Genomic DNA, 21,115 nt, shown 5'->3' with positions numbered 1-21,115 from the left:
GGTCGCCGGCGAGCTCCGCGGCGAGCGCCGGCTGCGTGCCCTTGTACGGCACGTGCACCATCTCGATCCCGGCGGTCTGCTTGAGCAGCTCGCACGTGAGGTGCGTGGCGGATCCGATGCCGCTCGAGCCGAACGACACCTGGTTCGGATGCGCCTTCGCGTAGGCGATGAGCTCCTTCACGTCCTTCACCGGAAAATCCTTGTTGACGGTGAGGATGAGCGGGGCGACCGCGACGAGCGAGATCGGCTCGAAGCTTTTCACCGGATCGAAGTTGAGCTTGCCGGCGTAAAGAGTCGCATTCGCGGCGTGCGCGGCGATGACGGTGAGCATCGTGTAGCCGTCGGGCGGAGCCTTGGCGACGAACTCCGCGCCGACGATGCTGTTGGCGCCGGGCCGGTTCTCGATCACGACCGGCTGGCCGAGGCGCTCGCCGAGCTTCTCGGCCACGAGCCGCGTCACGGAATCGGTGATGCCGCCCGGAGTGTAGGGCACGATCCAGCGGATCGGCTTGCTCGGGTACGGCGACTGGGACCACGCGGGCGAGGCGACGGCGAACGCGGCGAGCGCCACACCGATGAGACGGCGGATCGACATGTGTTTTCTCCTCCTCGGGCGAGTGAGATTACACTGTCTGCGGCCATGGATCTGGACTACTCCCCCGACGAGCTGGCATTCCGCGACGAGGTGCGCGCGTGGCTGCGCGCGAACCTTCCCGGGGACCTGCGGCGCAAGGTCGAGACGCACGACGACATGAGCCGCGAGGACTTGCTGCGCTGGCACCGCATCCTCGCGAAGAAGGGCTGGATCGCGCCGTGGTGGCCGAAGGAGGCAGGCGGCACCGGCTGGTCGGTCGTGCAGCGCTACATCTTCGAGGAGGAGTGCGGCTACGCGGGCGCGCCGCCGATCATCCCGTTCGGCGTCACGATGTGCGCGGCGGTGCTGTTTCGCTTCGGCACGCCCGAGCAGCAGAAGCGCTTCCTGCCGCCCATGTACGCGGGCGATGTCTTCTGGTGCCAGGGCTATTCCGAGCCGGGATCGGGATCGGACCTCGCGTCGTTGAAGACACGCGCGGTGCGCGAGGGCGACCACTACGTGGTGAACGGGCAGAAGACCTGGACCACGCTCGCGCATTACGCCGACTGGATCTTCTGCCTGGTGCGCACCGATCCAACGGCGAAGAAGCACGACGGCATCAGCTTCATCCTGTTCGACATGACGTCCAGGGGCGTCTCGACCAAGCCGATCCTGCTGATCTCCGGCTATTCGCCGTTCTGCGAGACCTTCTTTGACAATGTCCGCGTGCCGAAATCGCATGTGGTGGGTCAGGTCAATCGCGGCTGGGATGTTGCGAAATATCTTTTGCAGCATGAACGCGCGATGATCTCGGGCATGGGTGAGCGCGGCGTGGGCCGTCCGCTCGGCCAGATCGCGGCCGATTCCATCGGCGCCGACGAGCAGGGCCGCCTCGAGGACCCCGTGCTGCGCAGCCAGATCGCCTCGTTCGAAGTGGACGAAGCGGCGCTCGCCGCTGCTGCCGAGCGCATGGTCGATCTCGCGAAAGCCGGACAGGCGCATCCGGCCTTCTCCTCGGCGATGAAATACTACGGCACCGAGCTCAACAAGCGCCGCTACGAGATCCTGATGTCGGCCGGCGGCATCGACGCGCTGGAATGGGAAAGCGATCGCTCCCGCGGCGGCGCCCGTCCGCGCGCCTGGCTGCGCACCAAGGCCAACTCGATCGAGGGTGGCACCAGCGAGGTGATGCTCGGCATCGTCGCCAAACGCATCCTCGACCTGCCGGGGGCGTGAGGCACACTTTAACAACCTGTCATTCCGGGGCGCGACGCAGTCGCGAGCCCGGAATCCATAACCACCCCGCGCTTGCGGCTTGCCGCATTCGCGGAAACTAACAGAGGCGCGCATGGCTTTGCTTATTTTGCGCGAATGGCCCAAGGGCCAAGCGCGCCGGGGGATATGGATTCCGGGCCTGGCCCTTCGGGCCATCCCGGAATGACGATCTCAATATCTCTACAACAAGCGGAAACACTTTATGGCCCTCGTCCTCACCGAAGAACAATCGATGCTGCGCGACAGCGCGCGCGGCCTGATCTCAGACAAGGCGCCGGTGTCGCATCTGCGCCATCTGCGCGACACCAAGGACGCCACCGGCTTCTCGCGCGAGTTCTGGAAGGAATTTGCCGAAATGGGATTTGCCGGCCTGCTGGTTGCCGAGGAGTTCGGCGGCAGCGGGCTCGGTTTTGTCGAGGCCGGCGTGGTGATGGAGGAGATCGGCCGCACCCTGATGCCGTCGCCGTTTTTGTCGAGCGCGGTGCTCGCGGCGTCCGCGCTCTCGCGCGGCGGCAGCGCGGCGCAGAAGTCCGAGCATCTGCCCAGGATTTCTTCGGGCGCGTTGATTGCAGCGCTCGCCGTCGATGAGGGCTCCAAGCACCGCCCGCTGCAGACCGCGCTCAAGGCCGTTCGCTCGGGCAATGGCTTCAGGCTCTCTGGCGCTAAGGCGCTGGTGGTCGACGGTCACGTCGCCGATCTCTTCATCGTCGCGGCGCGCACGGCGGGCTCGCCCGGCGAACGCGACGGCGTCACGCTGTTTTTGGTCGACCCCAAGGCCAAGGGCCTATCGACCGAGCGCACCATCATGGTCGATGCCCACAACGCCGCGCGCATCGATTTCGATCAGGTCGAGATCGATGCCGACCATGTGCTCGGCGAAGTCGACCAGGGCTTTGCGCTGCTCGAAGGCGTGCTCAATATCGGCCGCGGCGCGGTGGCTTCCGAGATGGTGGGCCTGAGCGAAGAGGTGTTTTCCCGCACGGTGACGTACCTGAAGGAACGCAAGCAGTTCGGCAGGGCGATCGGCGAATTCCAGGCGCTGCAGCACCGCGCGGCCCAGCTTTATATCGACATCGAGATCACCCGCGCCGCCGTGCTGAAAGCATTGCAGGCGCTCGACGGTCAATTCGACAAGGCCGCCGCCGCAGTGGCTGTTGCGAAGGCGCGCGCCGGCACCACCGCAACGCGCGCGGTGCAGGAGGGCGTGCAGATGCATGGCGGCATGGGCATGACCGACCAGTTCGACATCGGCTTCTTCATGAAGCGCGCCCGCGTCTGCGAGGAGCTGTTCGGCGACGCCAATTATCACGCCGATCAGCTCGCGCGGATGCGGAGCTATTGAGGTGAGGCGCAGGGTGGGTTGAGCCAGCGCGCGAATGCGCGCCCTTGGCTCAACCCGGTGCTCGCAGACTGCAGGCCCACAATGATGCCAAGCCTGTTGTCATTCATGTGCCCAGATGCTGTTTTTGCTGGTCTCGGGCATGAGGAACAGGCTCAGGATCAGGCACACAGCCGGAACCGCAATCGGATAGATCAGCGCGTAAGCGAGGCTGCCGGTCGACTGGTAGGCCGCCGTGGTGATGAACGGCACCAAGCCGCCGCCCCAGCCATTGCCGATCATGTACGGCATGGAGACCGCCGTATAACGGATGCGGCCGGGGAAGAATTCGGCAAGGAACGCGCCGATCGGACCGTACACCATGCCCACGTAACAGACGAGGATGATGACGATGAGGATGGCAATCGGCATGTTGACATTGCCAGGCTGCGTGACCGACCCGAGCCACACGTACAGCGGATAGTAAGTCACCGCTGCCAGGAAGAAGCCCCCCAGGATAATCAGCTTGCGGCCGACGATATCGGACAGCCAGCCGAAGAACACCAGCGACGGCGTGCCGATCACCAACCCGATTCCCACGATCAGCGCGCTGGTCAGCGTATCCACCTTGGAAACCGTCTGCAGATAGAACAATGCCCAGAACTGGCTCGAGTACCAGACCACGCCCTCGCCCAGGACCACGATGGTTGCGATGACCACATACTTCAGATTGGTCGGATTGAGGAAGGCGTCACGCCACGGGTTGCTGCTGGTGATCCCTTTGGCCTTGATCTCCGCGTAAACCGGCGATTCCTCGAAGTTGGCGCGCATATAGAGGGTGACGAACACGAGCAGGAAGGAGAACAGGAATGGAATGCGCCACGCCCAGGCATTGAACGCATCCTCGCCGGCGTAGCTGCGTGTCGCGATGATCACGATGAGCGACAGCACGATGCCAAGTGTCGGAGAGGTCTGCAGCCAGCCCGTATAGTAGCCGCGGCGTTCGTCCGACACGTGCTCGGCCACATAGGTGATGGCGCCGCCATATGAACCGCCCAGGCAAAGACCCTGAAGCATGCGCAGGCAGAACAGGATGATCGCCGCGCTCAATCCGATCTGATCGAAGGTCGGAATCAACCCGATCGCGCCGGTGCCAAGCGCCATGCCGACGAGCGTCATAATGAACGTGTATTTGCGTCCCACGCGGTCTCCCAGCCAGCCGAACACGAATGCGCCCAACGGGCGAACCAGGAAGCCCGCGGTAAACAGCGCGATCGTCGAGAGCAGAGCCGCAACGGGGTGACTCTTCTCGAAGAATTTGACCGACAGGATCGTGGCCAGACTTCCGAAAATATAGAAGTCATACCACTCGATAACGTTTCCCGCGGCCGCGGCCATGATCACGGTCCGGAAGTTTCTCGGAATTCTGGATGCTTCATCCATAGCCATTTGAGCCATGCCCATCTCCTTCTCGGCCGCATCGCGCCGCGATATTGCCAGGTCAAACGCTTCCATGGCTCGGTATTGCCCGGCTCTTGTTTTTCATATGAGAGCAGTTGTCCGGGGCATGCGTTGATCTCGATCAAGAGACGCCCAGATGTGCGGTAATAACATGATTTGATCCTGAGCACTATCGGGCGCGGGACAGCTTCTCTCCAAAAACATTGCGATCGCGCAAAGCCCGCGTGACGTGCGTCGCGGAAACGACGCCGCGCGCCCTCACTGTTGAAATTCAAATGGGATGACGGAGTGCGGCTGGCCGCGAACCCGGTCTCGCGCCGACGTGATGCAGCGCAGCAACGCTGCGACCCACATTCGGATGACCAAGCCCCTGGGCCCGGATCGGCAGCGCACTGCCGTCGCGCAGCCGTAGGGATGGGCTGAGCGCAGCGAAACCCATCGACAATTCGACCACAAGATGGGTTTCACGCCGTTCAATCCATCCTACGCGCTGAATGCCGCGACCACTTGCTGATTTTTAGAAACCGCGGTCTCTCCAGGCGAACGAGCCGGCCTTTGCTCGACGGCCATCCGCGCATTGCCGCCATGCACAAATTGCCCGTCGTGTTACTTTGTCGCAGGCATCAGCTATTGCTGAAAATCGGAAGCCGTGTCCATATTGACGGCACCCCGCCTCGGTACGAGGGACGTTACGGCCAATCGTCACGAAACGTGAGGCGGGTTGCGGTGGACGCAGTCGCGCGCAGGGACGAGGCGCGCGGGAAGCGTTCGACGAAACCGTGTGGTCCCGACACCCCGATGCTGGTGTCAACCCTTGGGGCATGATCCCGGGGGGACGGTGACTACAAAGCCCGGTACGCCGAGGAGAGCACGGGATAAGTCGTCAAACATCGCGTGGGGAATGCCGGATGTGTCCGGTTGTACCTGCTGAGTGCTCGTGTGCGTTCTCTAGCGCATTTCCTGCACACGAGACTGCGGGTGCAACGGCACCCGGCATTCCCTGCGCCCTCGGTCCTCTGAGGGACAACGAAGATGCATCACTCGGACGCAAATCGCGCCGCGGGAATGCGGACTCGTGTTCGGCTCGTTGAAAGTCGAAGATTCGTAGGGTGGGCAAAGCGACTCACGCGTGCGGTCGTGCAACATGCGAGGTGCAAGCGTGCCCACCATTTACATCTGTGTCATCGGCAACAAATGGTGGGCACGGCGCTGGCGCGCCTTTGCCCACCCTACAGCATTCTTACCGTATCGGCGGCGCGTACTGGATGCCGCCGGCGTTCCAGAGCTGGTTCAATCCGCGCGGGATGTGCAGCTTGGACTGGGCTCCGACATTGCGATCATAGACCTCGCCGTAATTGCCGACATGGCGGATGATGCGCACGGCCCAGTCCTTGGTGAGCCCAAGGTCCTCGCCATAGGTGCCTTCGTTGCCGACGAGCCGCATCACCTCAGGCTTCTTCGAGTTCAGCGCCTCGTCGATGTTCTTCGAGGTGACGCCGAGCTCTTCGGCATCGATCATCGCGTAGAGCGTCCACTTGACGATCATCATCCAGTCGTCATCGCGCTGGCGCACCACCGGCGCGAGCGGCTCCTTGGAGATCACGTCGGGCAGGATCACATGGTCGTCCGGCTTCGGCATATTCAGCCGCAACGCGTAGAGCTGGGAGACGTCGGCGGTGAAGGTGTCGCACTTGCCATCCTCATAGGCTTTGACCGCCTGGTCGAGCTGAGGAAATTTCATCTCCTCATATTTCATGTTGTTGACGCGAAAATAGTCGGCGAGATTGAGCGCAGTCGTCGTTGCTCCCTGCACGCAGACCTTGCTGTCATTCAGGTCCAGCGCCGACTCGATGTTGCGCGAGCGCGGCACCATGAAGCCCTGGCCGTCGTAGTAGGCGACCGCCGGAAAATAGAGATCGTAGTTCTGCTCCCGCGACATATCCCAGGTCGAGTTGCGCGACAGGATGTCGACGGTGCGGTTCTGCAGCTCCTTGAAACGCTCATTGGCGTCGAGCGGAACGAATTTCGCCTTGTTCGGATCGTCGAAGATCGCGGACGCCACCGCGCGGCAGAAATCGACGTCGAAGCCGGTCCAGTTGCCCTTGTCGTCGGGAATCGAGAACCCCGGCAGGCCCTTGTTGACGCCGCACAGCACCTCGCCGCGGCGGAGGGTGCGCTTCAGGGTGCGGGTGTCGTAGAGCTCATAGGTGAGCGCGATGGCGGCAACGAGAACGGCGACCGCGAGCCCGATGGTCAGGCCGCCTCGGAAGGTGCGAAACATGTGTCTCTCTCTATCAAGGATAAAACAAAGGCGGGAGCAGGCAGGCTACAGTTGGGGCTTCTGCTGCACGATCACCCTGGTTCCGACCGGCACGCGATCGTAGAGATCGGTGACGTCGGCATTGACCAGGCGGAAGCAGCCGGAGGAAATTTTCGTGCCGATGGTCTGGGGCTGGTTGGTGCCGTGGATTCGGTAGACGGTGGTGCCGAGATACATCGCCCGCGCCCCGAGCGGGTTGCCGGGACCGCCGGCCATGAAGCGCGGCAAATAGGGCTGGCGAGCGATCATTTCCGGCGGCGGCGTCCAGTCCGGCCATTCCGCCTTCTTGGTGATGGTGAGCTTGCCTTGCCACTGGAAGCCGTCACGGCCGACGCCGATGCCGTAGCGCAGCGCGCGCCCGCCCGGCTCGATCAGGTAGAGGTGGCGCTCCGCGGTCGAGATGATGATGGTGCCCGGTGGCTCGGTGGTTCGGTACAGCACCACTTGCTTCTGCCATTCCGGATCGAGCCGAAAGCTGTCGTCGGCGACGAGACCTGGCTGGTCGCCGGGGTCCTGTTGCTGCTGCGCATAGCCGGTCGAGATCGAGAGCAAGAGACCCGTCAGAGCCGTCAACATCCAGATCAGGTGGCGAAGCTTCGTCATTTCGAGAAATCTCCTAAGGCAAGGCACGGCCACGCGCCGTTTGTATCATTGATTGGCAAATCACTGGAACCGCCAAAATGGAGCGGTGGCTTGATGGCAAGTTCAAGGCGGACGCCGCGAGGAATGCGTGTGCTTTCCGTTGGTTAGCGCATGATCAGGAAAAGTGCGCAGCGGTTTTTCGAAAAGATCATGCACCAACAACGCGGTCGGTCGGCGTTCATCTTCGTTCATCTTGGCGCTAGCCAAAGGTGCAGGCCGAACGAGAGCAGGCCGACCGCGCCGACGCCGGCGAGCCATAGGCCAATAAACCACAACAGGCGCGTGGCGAGCGGCCGCTGGCTTGGCTCCGGCGGCATCAGTGATAGCCGCCGCGGACCTTGCCGCGGAAGACCCAATAGGCCCAGGCGGTGTAGCCGAGGATGAGTGGAATGAGGATCGCGACGCCGACCAGCATGAAGAGCTGGCTGTTCTCGGGCGAGGCCGCCTGCCAGATGGTGATGCTTTGCGGCACGATATAGGGATACATGCTGATGCCAAGGCCGGCATAGGACAGCGCGAATAGAGCAAGGGCAAGATAGAAGGGCTGCGAATCCTGCTTGTTCGCGAGCGCGCGGAGCAGCAGCACGGTCGCGACCGCCACCGCGATCGGCACCGGGGCGGTCAGGATGACGTTCGGCCAGGTGAACCAGCGCTGTGCATATTGGATGTGCAGGAACGGAGTCGCGATGCTGACCGTGCCGATCGCCGCCAGCATCGCAAACAACAGATACCAGCAGAGGTGATAGGCCTTGTCGCGAAGCGGGCCTTCGGTCTTGAGCACCAGCCAGGCCGCGCCGAGAAACGCGTAGCCGATCACAAGCGAGACACCGGTCAGAATCGAGAAGGGCGTCAGCCAGTCCCACCAGCCGCCGGCATAGTGCCGTCCCTCGACATGGACGCCCTGCAGGATGGCGCCGAGTGCAATTCCTTGCGCCAGCGCCGCGAGCCACGAGCCGCCGGCAAAGGCAAGATCCCAGCGGTTGCTTGTGCCTTGCGTACGCCATCGGAATTCGAAGGCGACGCCGCGGAAGATCAGTCCGATCAGCATCGCGATCATCGGCGTGTAGAGCGCGGGCATCAGCACGGCATAGGCGAGCGGAAACGCCGCCATCATGCCGCCGCCGCCGAGCACGAGCCAGGTCTCGTTGCCGTCCCAGACCGGCGCCACGCTGTTCATGATGACGTCGCGGTCCGCTTTCGTCGGAAACAGCGGAAACAGGATGCCGATGCCGAGATCGAAACCATCCATCACAACATAGACGAACACGGCAAAGGCGATAATGAACGCCCAGATGGTCGCAAGGTCGATGGCCGCGCTCATTGCTTGACGCTCTCGATGGCGGGCGTGATGCCGGCGGTGCGTGTCGGCATCTCGCGCGGCGGGCCGGCTTCGCCCGGATGCGGCGGCTGCGCCATCAGGCGCAAGAGATAGATCACCCCGGCGGTGAACACCGCGAAATAGACGATGACAAAGGCAACGAGCGAGGAGCCGACGGCGGGTGCGGCGAGCGGAGAGGCGGAATCGGCGGTGCGCAGCAGGCCGTACACGGTGAACGGCTGTCGTCCCGTCTCGGTGGTGATCCAGCCCGCGAGCACGGCGATGAAGCCGGCCGGTCCCATCAGAAGTGCGAACAGATGCAATGGCCGCCACTCGAACAGCGTGCCGCGCCAGCGTGACCACAGGCTCAGTAGCCCGAGGCCGAACATCAGGAAGCCGAGGCCGACCATGATGCGGAACGACCAGAAGGTGATCGGCACCGGCGGCCAGTCTTCCCGCGGCACGGTGTCGAGGCCCGCCATCGGCGCGTTGGGCGAATGTTTGAGGATCAGCGAGCCCATCCTGGGAATTTCGAGGGCGTATTTCACCTTGCCTGCCTGCTGGTCGGGCAGTCCAAACAGGATCAGGGGCGCGCCATCGGGATGGCTCTGGTAGTGGCCTTCCATGCCCATGATCTTCACCGGCTGATGTTCCAGCGTGTTGAGCCCGTGCTGGTCGCCGGCAAGAATCTGGATCGGCGCCACGAGAGTGGCCATCCACATGGCCATGGAAAACATGACGCGGGGACCGGCGAGATGCTGGTCGCGCAGGAGGTGAAAGGCGCCGACCGCGCCGACCACGAGCGCGGTCGTCAGATAGGCCGCGAGCACCATGTGCACGAGCCGATAGGGAAAGGACGGGTTGAAGATCACCTTCAGCCAATCGGCGGCGACGAACTGGCCGTCGGCGTTGACGGCGTAGCCGGCCGGCGTCTGCATCCAGGAATTCGCGGAGAGGATCCAGAACGCCGAGATCAGCGTGCCGATCGCAACCATCGCGGTTGCGAAGAAATGCAGCTTCGGGCCGACACGATCGAGCCCGAACAGCATCACGCCGAGAAAGCCGGCCTCCAGGAAAAAGGCCGTCAGCACCTCATAGGCCATCAACGGGCCGATGACCGGGCCGGTCTTGTCGGCAAACACCGACCAGTTGGTGCCGAACTGGTAGGACATCACGATCCCCGAGACCACGCCCATGCCGAAGGCGACGGCGAAGATCTTGAGCCAGTAATTGAAGAGGTTGAGGAAGACCTCGCGCCCGGTCAGGAGCCAGCGTGCTTCCAGCACTGCGAGATAGCTGGCAAGGCCGATCGAGAAGGCGGGAAAGACGATGTGGAACGACATCGTGAACGCGAACTGGGCCCGGGCCAGATCAATCGCATCGAAGCCCCAAGACGTCGTTGGCATTCCAGTCACCCGTTAGTCACCAATCCGGCACGGGTTTAGCATGGGCGAGGTGACAGCGGTAATGCGCCTTGCAGTCAAAATAGAGCGACCCGGAAAGGGGGGCATCCTTTCCGGGTCCTGGAGGGTCTTGGGAGGTCGAAGAGAAATTCGATGGGTCTTGATCTAACTGACGATTTTTTCAGCGTGATTTCGTCGAATGTTTCATTTGTTTCGCGGCCGACCGGCGGCATCGCCGGCCCAAGAATCCCTTACGCGGCGAGGCTGTCGACGCCGGCGTTCTTCAAGAGGTCCGCAAGCTGCTTGCGGGCATAGAACATGCGGGTCTTCACGGTCGACTGCGGGATGCCGATGATCTCGCCGACTTCTTCCACCGACTTCTCATGGTAGTACACGAGATTGATGATCTCCCGGTGCGCCGGCGACAGTTTGGCGACGCAGGCGCGCAGGATCTGGCTGGTGGTCGAGCGGTCAAGGGAAGCTTCGGGCGTATCGGCCTGGTCGGCGATCTCGCGCACGTCCTCCTGGTCGATATCCTCGAACTTGCGCTGGCGCAGCGAGGTCAGCGCCTTGAAGCGGGCGATCGAGAGCAGCCAGGTCGAAACCTGCGAGCGCCCCTCGAACTGGCTCGCGGTACGCCAAACATCCATGAACACCTGGCTGACGAGGTCCTCGGCCATCGTGGTGTCGCGAACGATGCGAAGGATGAAGCGGTAAACCCGTACGTTGTGGCGCGAATAGAGGGTGTGCATCGCGGTCCGGTTGCCGTCGGCGATGCTTTGCAGGAGCATCTCGTCCGAGGTCGCCTGAGCAGCGATGATGCTCTGGCGTGCTCTAGCGTTGATGGCGACGACGTTCTGCATGACCCTGCTCCCAGTGACGCCGCTCGTGCGGCGTTTCGTTACCCCAAAGTGTTAATGAGGCAACGTTTCGGGATGTCTGCTCGAAAAGCAGAAAATGGTTTCTTGGGCAGGAGAATTGTTTCGTCGGGGCCGTTCCGACGAAACAGTCGAGGCAAAATTGTGAATATTTTCAATATGCGGAAAATGTCCGGATTTCAGCGTGGGGAAAGGCCCCAGCCGTAACGGCAATCCCGAATGGCGGCTGGAGGCAACAAGGAGGCCCGACGGCCCCACGGGCTGGCGAAATCCGCCTCTACGCCTTGTCCCCGGGCGGCGAGAACAGGTAGCCGCCGCCGCGGATGGTGCGGATCACAGCCGGCTTGGTCGGATCCGGCTCGATCTTCCGGCGAATCCGCATGATCCTGAGGTCGACGGCCCGGTCGAAAGCCTCGCTATCGCGGGCGTTGGCAAGCTCGAGCAGCCGTTCGCGCGACAGCACCCGTTTCGGGTTGGCGGCGAACACCTTCAACAGGCCGAATTCGGATGCGGTCAGCGGGTGCTCGTTGCCGTCGTCGTCGCGCAGCGCTTGGGCCTCCAGATCGAGCCATTTGGTGCCGAACCGGACCAAATTGTCCTTGGCACCCTTGGCGCCGGCGGCTTCGGTTGTGGCCGGCGCCGCCTTGGCTGGCCCGCTTCGCCGGAGCACCGAGCGGATGCGGGCCATCAATTCGCGCAGCTCGCAGGGCTTTGCGATGTAATCGTCCGCGCCGAGCTCGAGCCCGACCACCCGGTCGATCGGGCTTGCCGTCGCGGTCAGCATGATCACAGGGACGTTGGTGCGGCTCTTGAGGTCGCGGATGATGGAAAGCCCGTCTTCTTCGGGCATGTTGAGGTCGAGCACGACAAGATCGGGGGCGCTACCGGCTTCGATGGCGCCACGGAGGCTTTTTCCTCCGTCGCACAGCGTCACGGTGAAGCCGTGCATCTTGAGGTAATCGCCGACCATCTCCCGGGCGGGCGCCTCGTCATCGACGATGAAGATGTGTTGGCTCTGGCTCATGACATTTCGGTCGCTGGCAGCACGATGGTGAAGGTGGAGCCCTTGTTGGGGCCGGCGCTTGTAGCGGTCACCTCACCGCCATGCATGTCGATGATACGCTTGACGATGGAGAGCCCGAGTCCGGTCGAGCTTTCGCCCGCGGTCGGCTTGGCCGAGAGCCGCTGGAAGCGGCCGAACAGGCGGCCGAGATCTTCCGGCGACAGCCCAGCGCCCTGGTCGGCGACCCGGATGATGGTGTTGTCGTCCTCATGACTGACGGTCACCGAAATCTTGCCGCCGATCGGGCTGTATTTGACGGCGTTGGAGACGAGGTTGTCGATCGCCTCGCGGATGCGGTCGGTGTCGCACATGGTCACGATGTTCGGCGGCGCCGACACCGTAATCGTCTGCTGCTTGTTGACGGCGAGCGGCTGATTCGCTTCCGCGACTTCGTTCACGAGGGCTGCGATGTCGACCGGCTCGCGGCGGATGGTGATGTCAAAGGCGTCCGCCATCGCATCCGAGATCAAATGATCGACCATCGTCGTCAGCCGCTTTGTGGCATCGCGGATGTGATCGATCTGGGACGTGACGCTCTCCTTCGAGGCCGCGGTCGAGATCAGCTCGGTCAGCATCTCGGTACGGCCGAGGATGACGCCGAGCGGATTTTTGAGGTCATGGGCGACCGTGCCCAGAATCTCGTTCTTGAAGCCGTTGGCGCGCTGCAGGCGGAGCCATTGCGCAGACAGCCGGCGGTTGGCCTGCATCAGCGCACGGGTGCGCTGGGCGACGCGGTCTTCGAGCTGGGTGTTGGCCTCGTGAAGCTGCTGGTAAAGAATGACGTTGTCGAAGGCAATCGAGAGCCGGCTGCCGAAGATCTCCACCAGCGAGCGGTCGGTTTCGGACAATTGCCGCTCGGCCTGCAACAGCACGACGACCTCGCGGCCGCTTCCGGTGCGGACATAGAGCACGGTGCGGTGATCGACGAATTCGTGCTTGCGGCGCTTGAAGGCGGCTTCCACCATCGTGCGCAAATCCGGATCGAGCGATTTCGAGCTGGCAGCGCCGATGAAGCGGCTGTAACAGCCGGAGCCTGCCAGCACCGAAAGCTCGTCGCCCTTGTTGTCGTCGCGTAGCACCAGGATGCCGGCGCAATCGACATTGAGCAGCGAGGCGAGCTGGGTCAGCACGCCCTCGGCGAGGCGCTGCATCGACTTGAAGTCGTAGAGCGTAGAGGCCGCGTCGATGATGATCTCGAGCCCGCGCCGCGTCTGCACCATGCGCTCGAGCTGCTGGTAGCTGCGCAGCGCCGCGGTCAGCGAGGTGAACAGCTTGTCGGCAGTGAGCTCGGTCTTCGCCTTGTAATCGTTGATGTCGTACTGGACGATGACGCGCCGCTCCGGCGCCTGGCCGGGCTGGCCGGTGCGCAGGATGATGCGAACGGTCTCGTTCCGGACTTCGTTGCGGATATATTCGACGAGGTCGAGGCCGGCGACGTCGGTCTCCATGATGACGTCGAGCAGCACGGCGGCAATATCCTTGTGCGCGCGCATCAGCTCGCGGCCCTCGGCTGCCGAATAGGCCGAGAGGATTTCGAGCCCCTGGCCGTTCAGGCTGTAGTCGGAGAGCGCAAAGCGGGTGCCTTCGTGCACAGCGCGGTCGTCGTCGATGACGGCGATCTTCCACTTGCGAACAGACGAGTCGTCCGGCGCGGTTCCGGTGTCATCGATCAGGTGGAGGACATCGTCCTGTTCGGCCATTGCGTATTTCCGTCCGCTAAATTCTCTGAGGTATCGGAGCCGCCCTCGGCGATCCCCTTGGCGACCCGGGGCATGATAATGCGAAAAGTGGTGCCTTGTCCCACCCTTGACTCCAGCATCATCCGGCCGCCGAGCTGCTGGGTTACCAGATTATAGACAATGTGGAGACCGAGTCCCGTACCGCCCTCGTTGCGCCGGGTGGTAAAGAACGGGTCGAACGCCTGTCGCTGCACGTCCGGCGTCATGCCGGCGCCGTCGTCGACGAAGTTGATCTCGATATCCTCGTGGCCGCGGGCGCGTGCCGAGATCGAGATCGTGCCCGATCGGCCGTCGACGAAGGCATGGTTAACCGCGTTGAGGAACAGGTTGGTCAGGATCTGGCCGTAGGAGCCCGGATAGCCGTCGATGATGAGGCCCTCGGGTACGTCGAGGGTGAGCGCAATCGGCGCTCGCTTGAGCACGGGCCGCAGGCTCGCGATGATCTGGTCGGTCGCCTCTCCAAGGGAGAACTGCCGGCGATCGGCATGCGAGCGGTCGACCGCGACCTGCTTGAAGGACTGGATCAGCTCGCCCGCGCGATGCAGGTTGGCGACCAATTGCTCGGCCGCGTCGCGCGAAGAGCGCACGAACTCCTCGAGCTGCGAGCGGCGCAAGCCGCCGCCCGACTTCAGCTCCGCTTCGAACATCTCGGTCCGGCGGGCGAAGCTGGAGGCAACGGTAAGGCTGATGCCGATCGGGTTGTTGACCTCGTGCGCGACGCCGGCAACAAGACCGCCGAGGGCGGCGAGCCGCTCGGCATCGATCAGGTTCTGCTGGGCGGCATTGAGCTCGAGCAGCGCGCTTTCGGCCTTCTCCTTGGACGAGCGCAATTCGTCCTCGGTGCGACGCTTGGCGATGGCGTTCTGGCGAAACACCTCGACCGCGCGCGCCATGGCGCCGACCTCGTCGCGCGCCGTCGTGCCCAGCACCTCGCGGTCGTAATCGCCGAGCATGATGGCGCGCATCGCCGTCATGATCTGCTGCAGCGGCAGGCGGATGGAGAGCGCGATCAGGACTCCCGCCGACAGGATGATGCCGAGAAAGATCACGGCGATGGAGAGCACCCGGCGCGAGATATCCGCCAGCGTCCGGTCGAAGGTCTCCTGCGCCTTCTGCTCGCGCTCGCGCATTTTCGACGAGAGATCGTCGATCGCGCCGATCGCCTCCGCTTGCGTGGCGTCGATCGTGTTGCGCAGGATATCGCCGCGATTGGCAAGCTCCTCGGATAGCTTGTCCATTCCCTGCCGCAACGCCACCGTCCGCTCCTTCAGGCGGGCCAATGCCATGCGCTGCAGGTCGTTTTCGGCGAGGTCGGACATGACCGGAATCGTCTTCTCGATCGTGTCGGCGTTACGCCGTGCCTCCTCCGCCGAGGCCGTCTCCAGCGAAAGGTGATAGGCGTTGATGGCGACAAGCATCGCCGTGAAGGCTTCGCGGGATTTGCCGAGCGAAGGCCAGATCAGGGCGTCGCGATGGCCGGTCGCACCCTCGATGATGGAGTAGAGCCCGGCCATGTCCTTGGCCGGCGCCAGCACCTGCTCTTCATAGGTCTTGGTGATGGTCGCCTGCACCGTTCGCAATTCGCCAAAGCCGTCGAGGAAACGGCCGGTGACGTGCTCGAGCTCGTCGACCGATCCCGAGAGCATCGGATCGGCGGAGGCGCGCGTCGTCAGCGTGCCCAGCACCGCCTCGCGCAGGTGCAGAATCTCGGCAAAGAGCTCGGGGCTCGGCTGGTTGATATAGCGATGGATCAGGTCCTGCAGGCGGCTGGTCTGGCTTTCGAGCAGTGCCAGGATCTCGTCGGACTTGCGCACCTGCCGCACGTCGTCGCGGGCCGATCCCAGCACGTTGGCGCCGTTCCAGATCAGCGCGGCCAGCACGATCACGACAGCCGAATTGAGCGCGGCGATCGACAGGATGCGCCAGCGGATCGGCACCGCGCGGAGGAGGCCGACGATGCGGACGCGGCCGCGCGCGACGAGGTTCGCCTGCCGTTCCGCCGCTGCGCTGGTGGGCGTGGACGACAAGACGCGCTTCACTCCACCTGGCGGATGCGTTCGATCAACCGGGCCGCGGCGGGATCGCGCTCCACCTTTTCATAAAGTCCGGTCATCGCCGCCTCGAACGGCTTGCGGTCGAAATCCCTGATGATGGTGACGCCGGCGGCTTCCGCCTGCTGGCGCGAGCGATCCTCGAGGTCGCGCCATTTCTCGCGCATGAAACGGCTCGATTCCCGCGCCGCCTCGCGGAACAGGTTCTGGTCGTCCGGGGAAAGGCTCTGCCAGGCCTTCAGCGACATCACCAGCACTTCCGGGCCCATGGTGTGCTCGGTCAGCGTATAGAAGCCCGCATATTTGTAGTGATCAGTCGTGATGAAGGAGGGCCAGTTGTTTTCGGCGCCGTCGATCAGCCTGGTGGCAAGCCCGGTGAGGACCTGGCCGTAGGGCAATTCGACCGGCTCTGCGCCGAGCGAGCGGATCATGTCAGACATCAGCCCGGATTGCTGCACGCGGATGCGCAGGCCCTTGAGGTCGGCAAGGGTGCGCACCGGGCGGACATTATTATAGATCGACCGCGCGCCCGAATCATAGAAGGCGAGCCCGACGAACCCGTAGGGCTCGAAGCCGCCCAGGATTTCGTTGCCGATAGAGCCGTCGAGCACCTTCTGCAGATGGTCGACGGAGCGGAACAGGAATGGCATCGCGAGCACGTTCATTGACGGCACGAACGCGCCGATCGGCGCTACATTGGTGCGGTTGAGATCGATCGCGCCGACGCGGGTCTGCTCGATGGTCTCCTTTTCCTCGCCGAGCTGGCGCGAATGAAAAACGCGGATTTTGAGCCGGCCGCCGCTGCGTGCCTCGATCAGCTGGCCCATGTAGCAGAGCGCCTGGACCGTCGGATAATCTTTGCTCTGGGTATCGGCGGCACGGAATTCACGCGCGAACACGCTCGTTGCGGTCACCGTCAGGAACAGTGCGACAACGAGGGCCAAGGTCCGCGGAAGGTCGGCGCGGTACACAGACAACTTTTTCCCCTTGGTGATGGAGTCTCAAGCCGACTGAAAAGGTTCAATGGCGTTTTTGCAGGTGGTGCCGAATGCCGCTATTGTGCGGACGCCGGATTGGTCGTCAATGGCGCCGCCTCCGCGGTTAAGATGGGTGCGATCCTGATTCATGAATAGCCCCGCGTCACCGGCGACTGTGCCGTCGCTGCCACATCTTGGCGATTTCGAAGCGTTTCGCACCTGGCGCGGTGACACGTCGCGCTGGCTGCCGGTCGCGCGCGACATCGCGCGCAGCCACAGCCTGCCTGACAACGTCTCCCATGTGTTTGCGACCGGCACGAATATTGTCGTCGCGCTGGATGAGCGGCTCATCCTGAAGATCTTTCCGCCGATGCTGCGTCCGCAATTTGTATCCGAGCGCGCTTCGCTGTCGCTGCTTTGCGGGCAGCTCAGTCTCCCGATTCCCGAGATCGTAGCGGACGGCGAGCGCGATGGATGGGCCTATCTTGCCATCACCCGCCTTGTGGGCGTGCTGGGCTCGGAGGCATGGCCGGCTTTAGCGGAAGCAGAGAAGGAGCGCGTGCTGGCGGAGATCGGCGCTACGATCGCTGATGTGCAGCGCGTGCCGCCAGGTCCGTTACGCGATATCGAGCCGCGCTGGGATGTGTTCATGCGGGCGCAGATTGCGGGTTGCCGGGCGCGGCATGAACGCCTTGGCCTCGCGCCAAAATTCCTCGACGGGCTGGACCAGCTCTTGTCCGACGCGGCGCGGCTTATCCCGATGGATGCGCCGCCGGTGATCCTGTCCGGCGAATATATCCCGGAGAATTTTCTGCTGCGCTGTGATGGCGGCAAATGGCGTCTCGCCGGCCTGATCGATTTCGGGGACGTCATGACCGGCTTTTGCGACTATGACCTGCTCGGCCCGAGCGCCTTCATGGCCGCGGGCCGGCCGGGCCGCGTCAAGAGCCTGCTCGAGGGCTATGGCTATTCGCGCGCGGAAATCGACTTCGCGCTCAAGCGCCGCTTGATGGCGTTGATGTTGTTGCACCGGGCGAGCGATCCCGTGCGACACATCTGCATCGAGGACTGGCAGTCGAAGGCCGATGATCTCATCCAGCTCCAGGAGCTGATCTGGCCGGATTGAGTATCCGATCTGCCCTTATAATGGGCAGGGTTGCCGCTTTGTATGCAATGTGCGACTTTCGCGCCGAAGCCAGCAACGATCCGGTTTCAGGAAGCCAGGCAGTGGCTTAGGCCGGTCTCGGGCTTTACCGGGGGCTTGGCACGAAGCTTGCGAACACAGCTCCAACAGCAAAATGCACCGATAAGCGGACGGAGGGCGACGGGAGCGAAATGGCGGCGGACAGTCTCGACGATTACATCGCCTCGGTCGCGAAAGCCCTGAACCTCACGATCGAGGATTCCTGGCGGAGCGCGGTGCGCGCCAATCTCGAAGTATCGCTGCGGATGGCGAAGCTCGTCGACGAGTTCCCGCTGCCGGACGAAACCGAGCCGGCCAGTGTCTTCAGGGCCTGACGCCGCCATGGCCACGTCCACGCCGACATCGGCTTCGGAAATCGCCAAGGCCGTGAGTTCCGGCAGGCTATCGGCATCGGAAGTCATCGAGGCCACACTGGCGAGGATCGTGCAGCACGATCCCGTCCTCAATGCCTTCACCGACGTCACCGCTGATCGCGCTCGCGCCAAGGCGCGCGAAGTCGATGCGGCGATCGAAGCCGGCAAGAATGCCGGCCCGCTCGCCGGCGTGCCCTTTGCCGTGAAGAACCTGTTCGACGTGAAGGGGATTTCGACGCGCGCCGGCTCGAAGATCAACCGCGATTTGCCGCCGGCGTCACGCGACGCGACACTGATCGAGCGGTTGGAAAGAGCAGGTGCGGTGCTGGTCGGCGCGCTCAACATGGGCGAATACGCCTATGATTTCACCGGCGAGAACGTGCATGACGGCCCTTCGCGCAATCCGCACGACCCGACGCGGATGACCGGCGGCTCGTCGGGCGGCTCCGGCAGCGCCGTCGGCGGCGCGCTGGTGCCGGTCGCACTGGGCTCGGACACGAACGGCTCGATTCGCGTGCCGGCGTCGTTCTGCGGCATTTTCGGATTGAAGCCGACTTACGGCCGGCTGTCGCGCGCGCGTTCGTTCCCCTTTGTCGCGAGCCTCGATCACGTCGGGCCCTTTGCGCGCAGCGTGCGCGACCTGGCGCTCGCCTATGACACGATGCAGGGGCCGGACGCGGACGACGCCGCCTGCACCGCGCGCGCGGTCGAGCCCACCGCGCCGCTGCTTGCGGAAAACATCGGTGGCCTGCGCATCGCGCTCGCGGGCGGCTGGTTTCAGACGAATCTCTTCCCGGAAGCGGTGGAGGCTGTCGCCCGCGTTGCCAAAGCGCTCGGCGCCGCTCGCGTGATCGACATCCCGGAGGCCGAGCGCGCCCGCGCCGCGGCTTATGTCATCACCACCACCGAGGGCGCTTCGCTGCATCTTGACCGCTTGCGCAAGCGGCCCAACGATTTCGATCCCGCCGTGCGTGACCGCTTGATCGCGGGCGCGATGGTGCCGGCCACCCTTGTCGATCGTGCGCAGAAATTTCGCCGCTGGTATCGGACAAAACTGCTCGAGATCTTCAAATCGGTGGATTTGCTGATCGCGGCGGCGACGCCCTGCGTCGCGCCAAAGCTTGGTCAGGTGAATTTTGTGCTGGACGGCGTCGAGATGCCGGTGCGCGCCAATATCGGCATTCACACGCAGCCGATCTCCTTTGTCGGCTTGCCGGTGGTCGCCGTTCCCGTACCGCTCGAGCCGATGCCGATCGGCGTGCAACTCATTGCGCCGCCCTGGCGCGAGGATATCGCGCTGCGCGCCGCCTATGCACTGGAGCGCATGGGTGCGGTCGCGACACTTTCGCCAAGGGGATTGTGATGGACATCGACCTGCCCGACGTGCTGGCCGAGGTGACAGCGCAATTTCAACGCTATGAGCGGGCACTGATCTCGAACGAGATTGCGGTGCTCGATGAACTCTTCCACAACGATTCCCGCACACTGCGCTATGGCATCGGCGAGAACCTCTACGGCTCCAGCGAGATCGCCTCGTTTCGCGCGGCGCGCTCACCGATAGGGCTGATGCGTAGAACCGCGCGCACCGTGATCACCACCTATGGCCGCGACACCGCGGTGGCGTCGACCCTGTTCTATCGCGATCATATGCCCGGCAAGGTCGGACGGCAGATGCAGACCTGGGTCCGCTTTGCGGAGGGTTGGCGAATCGTCGCGGCCCATGTCAGCATCATCGACGAGCCGAAAGGTTAGCGCCGCATGAGCCTCGACGATCTCCCTGCCGACAGAAGGCGTCCCACCGAGGCGGTGATCCGCCGCATCGACCGCGCCTCGCCGTCGGTGGTCAAGATCACGCGCGCCGAGGAGCTTCGCCTGCAGCTCGCCGACGAAATCGTGCGCGGTGGGCTGCCGCCGGGCTCACCGCTCGATGAGACCGACATCGCACGCCGCTTTTCCGTATCGCGTACGCCGGTGCGCGAGGCGCTGCGCCAGCTCGTCGCGTCCGGCCTTGTCGAGGCACGCCCGCATCGCGGCGCCGTGGTGGCGCAGCCTTCGCTCGAGCGGCTGAACGGCATGTTCGAGGCAATGGCCGAGCTGGAGGCGCTTTGCGCGGGCCTCGCAGCCGAGCGGATGACGCCGATCGAGCGGCATCAACTCGAAGCCGTGCACGAGGAGTTGCGCCTCCTGAGTCATGCCGGCAATCCCGACCGTTTCCACGCGGTCAATGAGCGCTTCCACAACACCATCTATGCCGGCTCGCAGAACGCCTATATCGCCGAGATGACGCTGGCGACCCGCGTGCGGGTGCAGCCGTTCCGCCGCGCCCAATTCCGCAACCTCGGCCGTCTCGCCAAGTCGCAGGCCGAGCACGACCGCGTCGTGGTCGCGATCATGCGCGGCGACAAGGCGGGGGCGGCGGCCGCGATGCGCGCGCATATCGAACTGGTGCGAGACGAGTACGAGGTTTACGCGGTGTCGGTGTAGGGCGCAGCCCGCTACTCTATCGACGTCGTCATTCCGGGATGGCCCGAAGGGCCAG

Annotated in this window: 18 protein-coding genes; 7 read left to right on the top strand and 11 right to left on the bottom strand. The window is 63.7% G+C overall.

The window, feature by feature from the left end; all coding sequences use genetic code 11:
* A partial coding sequence (locus VKR55_RS08320) for a Bug family tripartite tricarboxylate transporter substrate binding protein (protein WP_324401645.1) occupies positions 1 to 595 on the bottom strand: 595 nt, incomplete at its 3' end.
* A gap of 45 nt (positions 596 to 640) precedes the next feature.
* On the opposite strand from VKR55_RS08320, the gene VKR55_RS08315 reads away from it, so the two are divergent.
* Positions 641 to 1,810 (top strand): acyl-CoA dehydrogenase family protein, encoded by a 1,170-nt coding sequence (locus VKR55_RS08315; RefSeq protein WP_324401643.1) that lies wholly within the window; start codon positions 641 to 643, stop codon positions 1,808 to 1,810.
* A gap of 241 nt (positions 1,811 to 2,051) precedes the next feature.
* A complete protein-coding gene (locus VKR55_RS08310; RefSeq protein WP_324401641.1) occupies positions 2,052 to 3,191 on the top strand; it encodes an acyl-CoA dehydrogenase family protein in 1,140 nt (379 codons plus the stop codon).
* Between the two features lie 99 nt (positions 3,192 to 3,290).
* Here VKR55_RS08310 and VKR55_RS08305 read toward each other — a convergent pair whose 3' ends face one another.
* The 10 genes from VKR55_RS08305 to VKR55_RS08255 all read right to left on the bottom strand — a co-directional run bounded on the left by VKR55_RS08305 (position 3,291) and on the right by VKR55_RS08255 (position 17,013).
* The gene (locus VKR55_RS08305) at positions 3,291 to 4,625 is read right to left on the bottom strand and encodes an MFS transporter (RefSeq protein ID WP_324401639.1); all 1,335 of its coding nucleotides are present in this window, start codon (positions 4,623 to 4,625) and stop codon (positions 3,291 to 3,293) included.
* Between the two features lie 1,243 nt (positions 4,626 to 5,868).
* Positions 5,869 to 6,909 carry an amino acid ABC transporter substrate-binding protein gene (locus VKR55_RS08300; protein ID WP_324401637.1) on the bottom strand — a complete coding sequence of 347 codons (1,041 nt, stop codon included), beginning with the start codon at positions 6,907 to 6,909 and terminating at the stop codon, positions 5,869 to 5,871.
* Positions 6,910 to 6,954: 45 nt separating this feature from the next.
* Complete coding sequence (locus VKR55_RS08295) at positions 6,955 to 7,551, bottom strand: L,D-transpeptidase (RefSeq protein WP_324401635.1); 597 nt, start codon at positions 7,549 to 7,551, stop codon at positions 6,955 to 6,957.
* Between the two features lie 355 nt (positions 7,552 to 7,906).
* Positions 7,907 to 8,911 (bottom strand): cytochrome d ubiquinol oxidase subunit II, encoded by a 1,005-nt coding sequence (gene cydB, locus VKR55_RS08285; protein WP_324401631.1) that lies wholly within the window; start codon positions 8,909 to 8,911, stop codon positions 7,907 to 7,909.
* A complete protein-coding gene (locus VKR55_RS08280) occupies positions 8,908 to 10,314 on the bottom strand; it encodes a cytochrome ubiquinol oxidase subunit I (RefSeq protein WP_324401629.1) in 1,407 nt (468 codons plus the stop codon). The genes cydB and VKR55_RS08280 overlap by 4 nt, the downstream gene beginning before the upstream one ends.
* A gap of 248 nt (positions 10,315 to 10,562) precedes the next feature.
* Entirely contained in the window at positions 10,563 to 11,174 is a 612-nt protein-coding gene (locus VKR55_RS08275) for a sigma-70 family RNA polymerase sigma factor (protein ID WP_324401627.1), read from the bottom strand.
* 292 nt (positions 11,175 to 11,466) lie between these two features.
* A complete protein-coding gene (locus VKR55_RS08270; RefSeq protein WP_324401625.1) occupies positions 11,467 to 12,213 on the bottom strand; it encodes a response regulator in 747 nt (248 codons plus the stop codon).
* A complete protein-coding gene (locus VKR55_RS08265; protein WP_324401623.1) occupies positions 12,210 to 13,952 on the bottom strand; it encodes an ATP-binding response regulator in 1,743 nt (580 codons plus the stop codon). Before VKR55_RS08265 ends, VKR55_RS08270 begins: the two co-directional genes overlap by 4 nt.
* Complete coding sequence (locus tag VKR55_RS08260; RefSeq protein WP_324401650.1) at positions 13,922 to 15,928, bottom strand: sensor histidine kinase; 2,007 nt, start codon at positions 15,926 to 15,928, stop codon at positions 13,922 to 13,924. Before VKR55_RS08260 ends, VKR55_RS08265 begins: the two co-directional genes overlap by 31 nt.
* A gap of 98 nt (positions 15,929 to 16,026) precedes the next feature.
* Positions 16,027 to 17,013 (bottom strand): TRAP transporter substrate-binding protein, encoded by a 987-nt coding sequence (locus VKR55_RS08255; protein WP_324401648.1) that lies wholly within the window; start codon positions 17,011 to 17,013, stop codon positions 16,027 to 16,029.
* A gap of 154 nt (positions 17,014 to 17,167) precedes the next feature.
* Between VKR55_RS08255 and VKR55_RS08250 the strand changes: the two genes are divergently transcribed.
* The 5 genes from VKR55_RS08250 (at position 17,168) to VKR55_RS08230 (ending at position 21,060) form a co-directional block, all read left to right on the top strand.
* Positions 17,168 to 18,145, top strand: a complete 978-nt coding sequence (locus VKR55_RS08250) for an aminoglycoside phosphotransferase family protein (protein WP_324401621.1) — start codon at positions 17,168 to 17,170, stop codon at positions 18,143 to 18,145.
* Between the two features lie 209 nt (positions 18,146 to 18,354).
* The gene (locus tag VKR55_RS08245; protein WP_324401619.1) at positions 18,355 to 18,537 is read left to right on the top strand and encodes a DUF4089 domain-containing protein; all 183 of its coding nucleotides are present in this window, start codon (positions 18,355 to 18,357) and stop codon (positions 18,535 to 18,537) included.
* A 7-nt stretch (positions 18,538 to 18,544) separates the two neighbouring features.
* Positions 18,545 to 19,939, top strand: coding sequence for an AtzE family amidohydrolase (locus tag VKR55_RS08240; protein ID WP_324401617.1), 1,395 nt, complete (start codon positions 18,545 to 18,547; stop codon positions 19,937 to 19,939).
* Positions 19,939 to 20,328 (top strand): oxalurate catabolism protein HpxZ, encoded by a 390-nt coding sequence (gene hpxZ, locus VKR55_RS08235; protein ID WP_324401615.1) that lies wholly within the window; start codon positions 19,939 to 19,941, stop codon positions 20,326 to 20,328. The genes VKR55_RS08240 and hpxZ overlap by 1 nt, the downstream gene beginning before the upstream one ends.
* 6 nt (positions 20,329 to 20,334) lie before the next feature.
* Positions 20,335 to 21,060, top strand: a complete 726-nt coding sequence (locus VKR55_RS08230; RefSeq protein WP_324401613.1) for a GntR family transcriptional regulator — start codon at positions 20,335 to 20,337, stop codon at positions 21,058 to 21,060.
* Positions 21,061 to 21,115: the final 55 nt, after the last annotated feature.

Origin of the sequence: Bradyrhizobium sp., assembly GCF_035309285.1 — a bacterium.
Lineage (GTDB): Bacteria > Pseudomonadota > Alphaproteobacteria > Rhizobiales > Xanthobacteraceae > Bradyrhizobium.
This window is presented reverse-complemented; position numbering and strand designations above follow the sequence as displayed.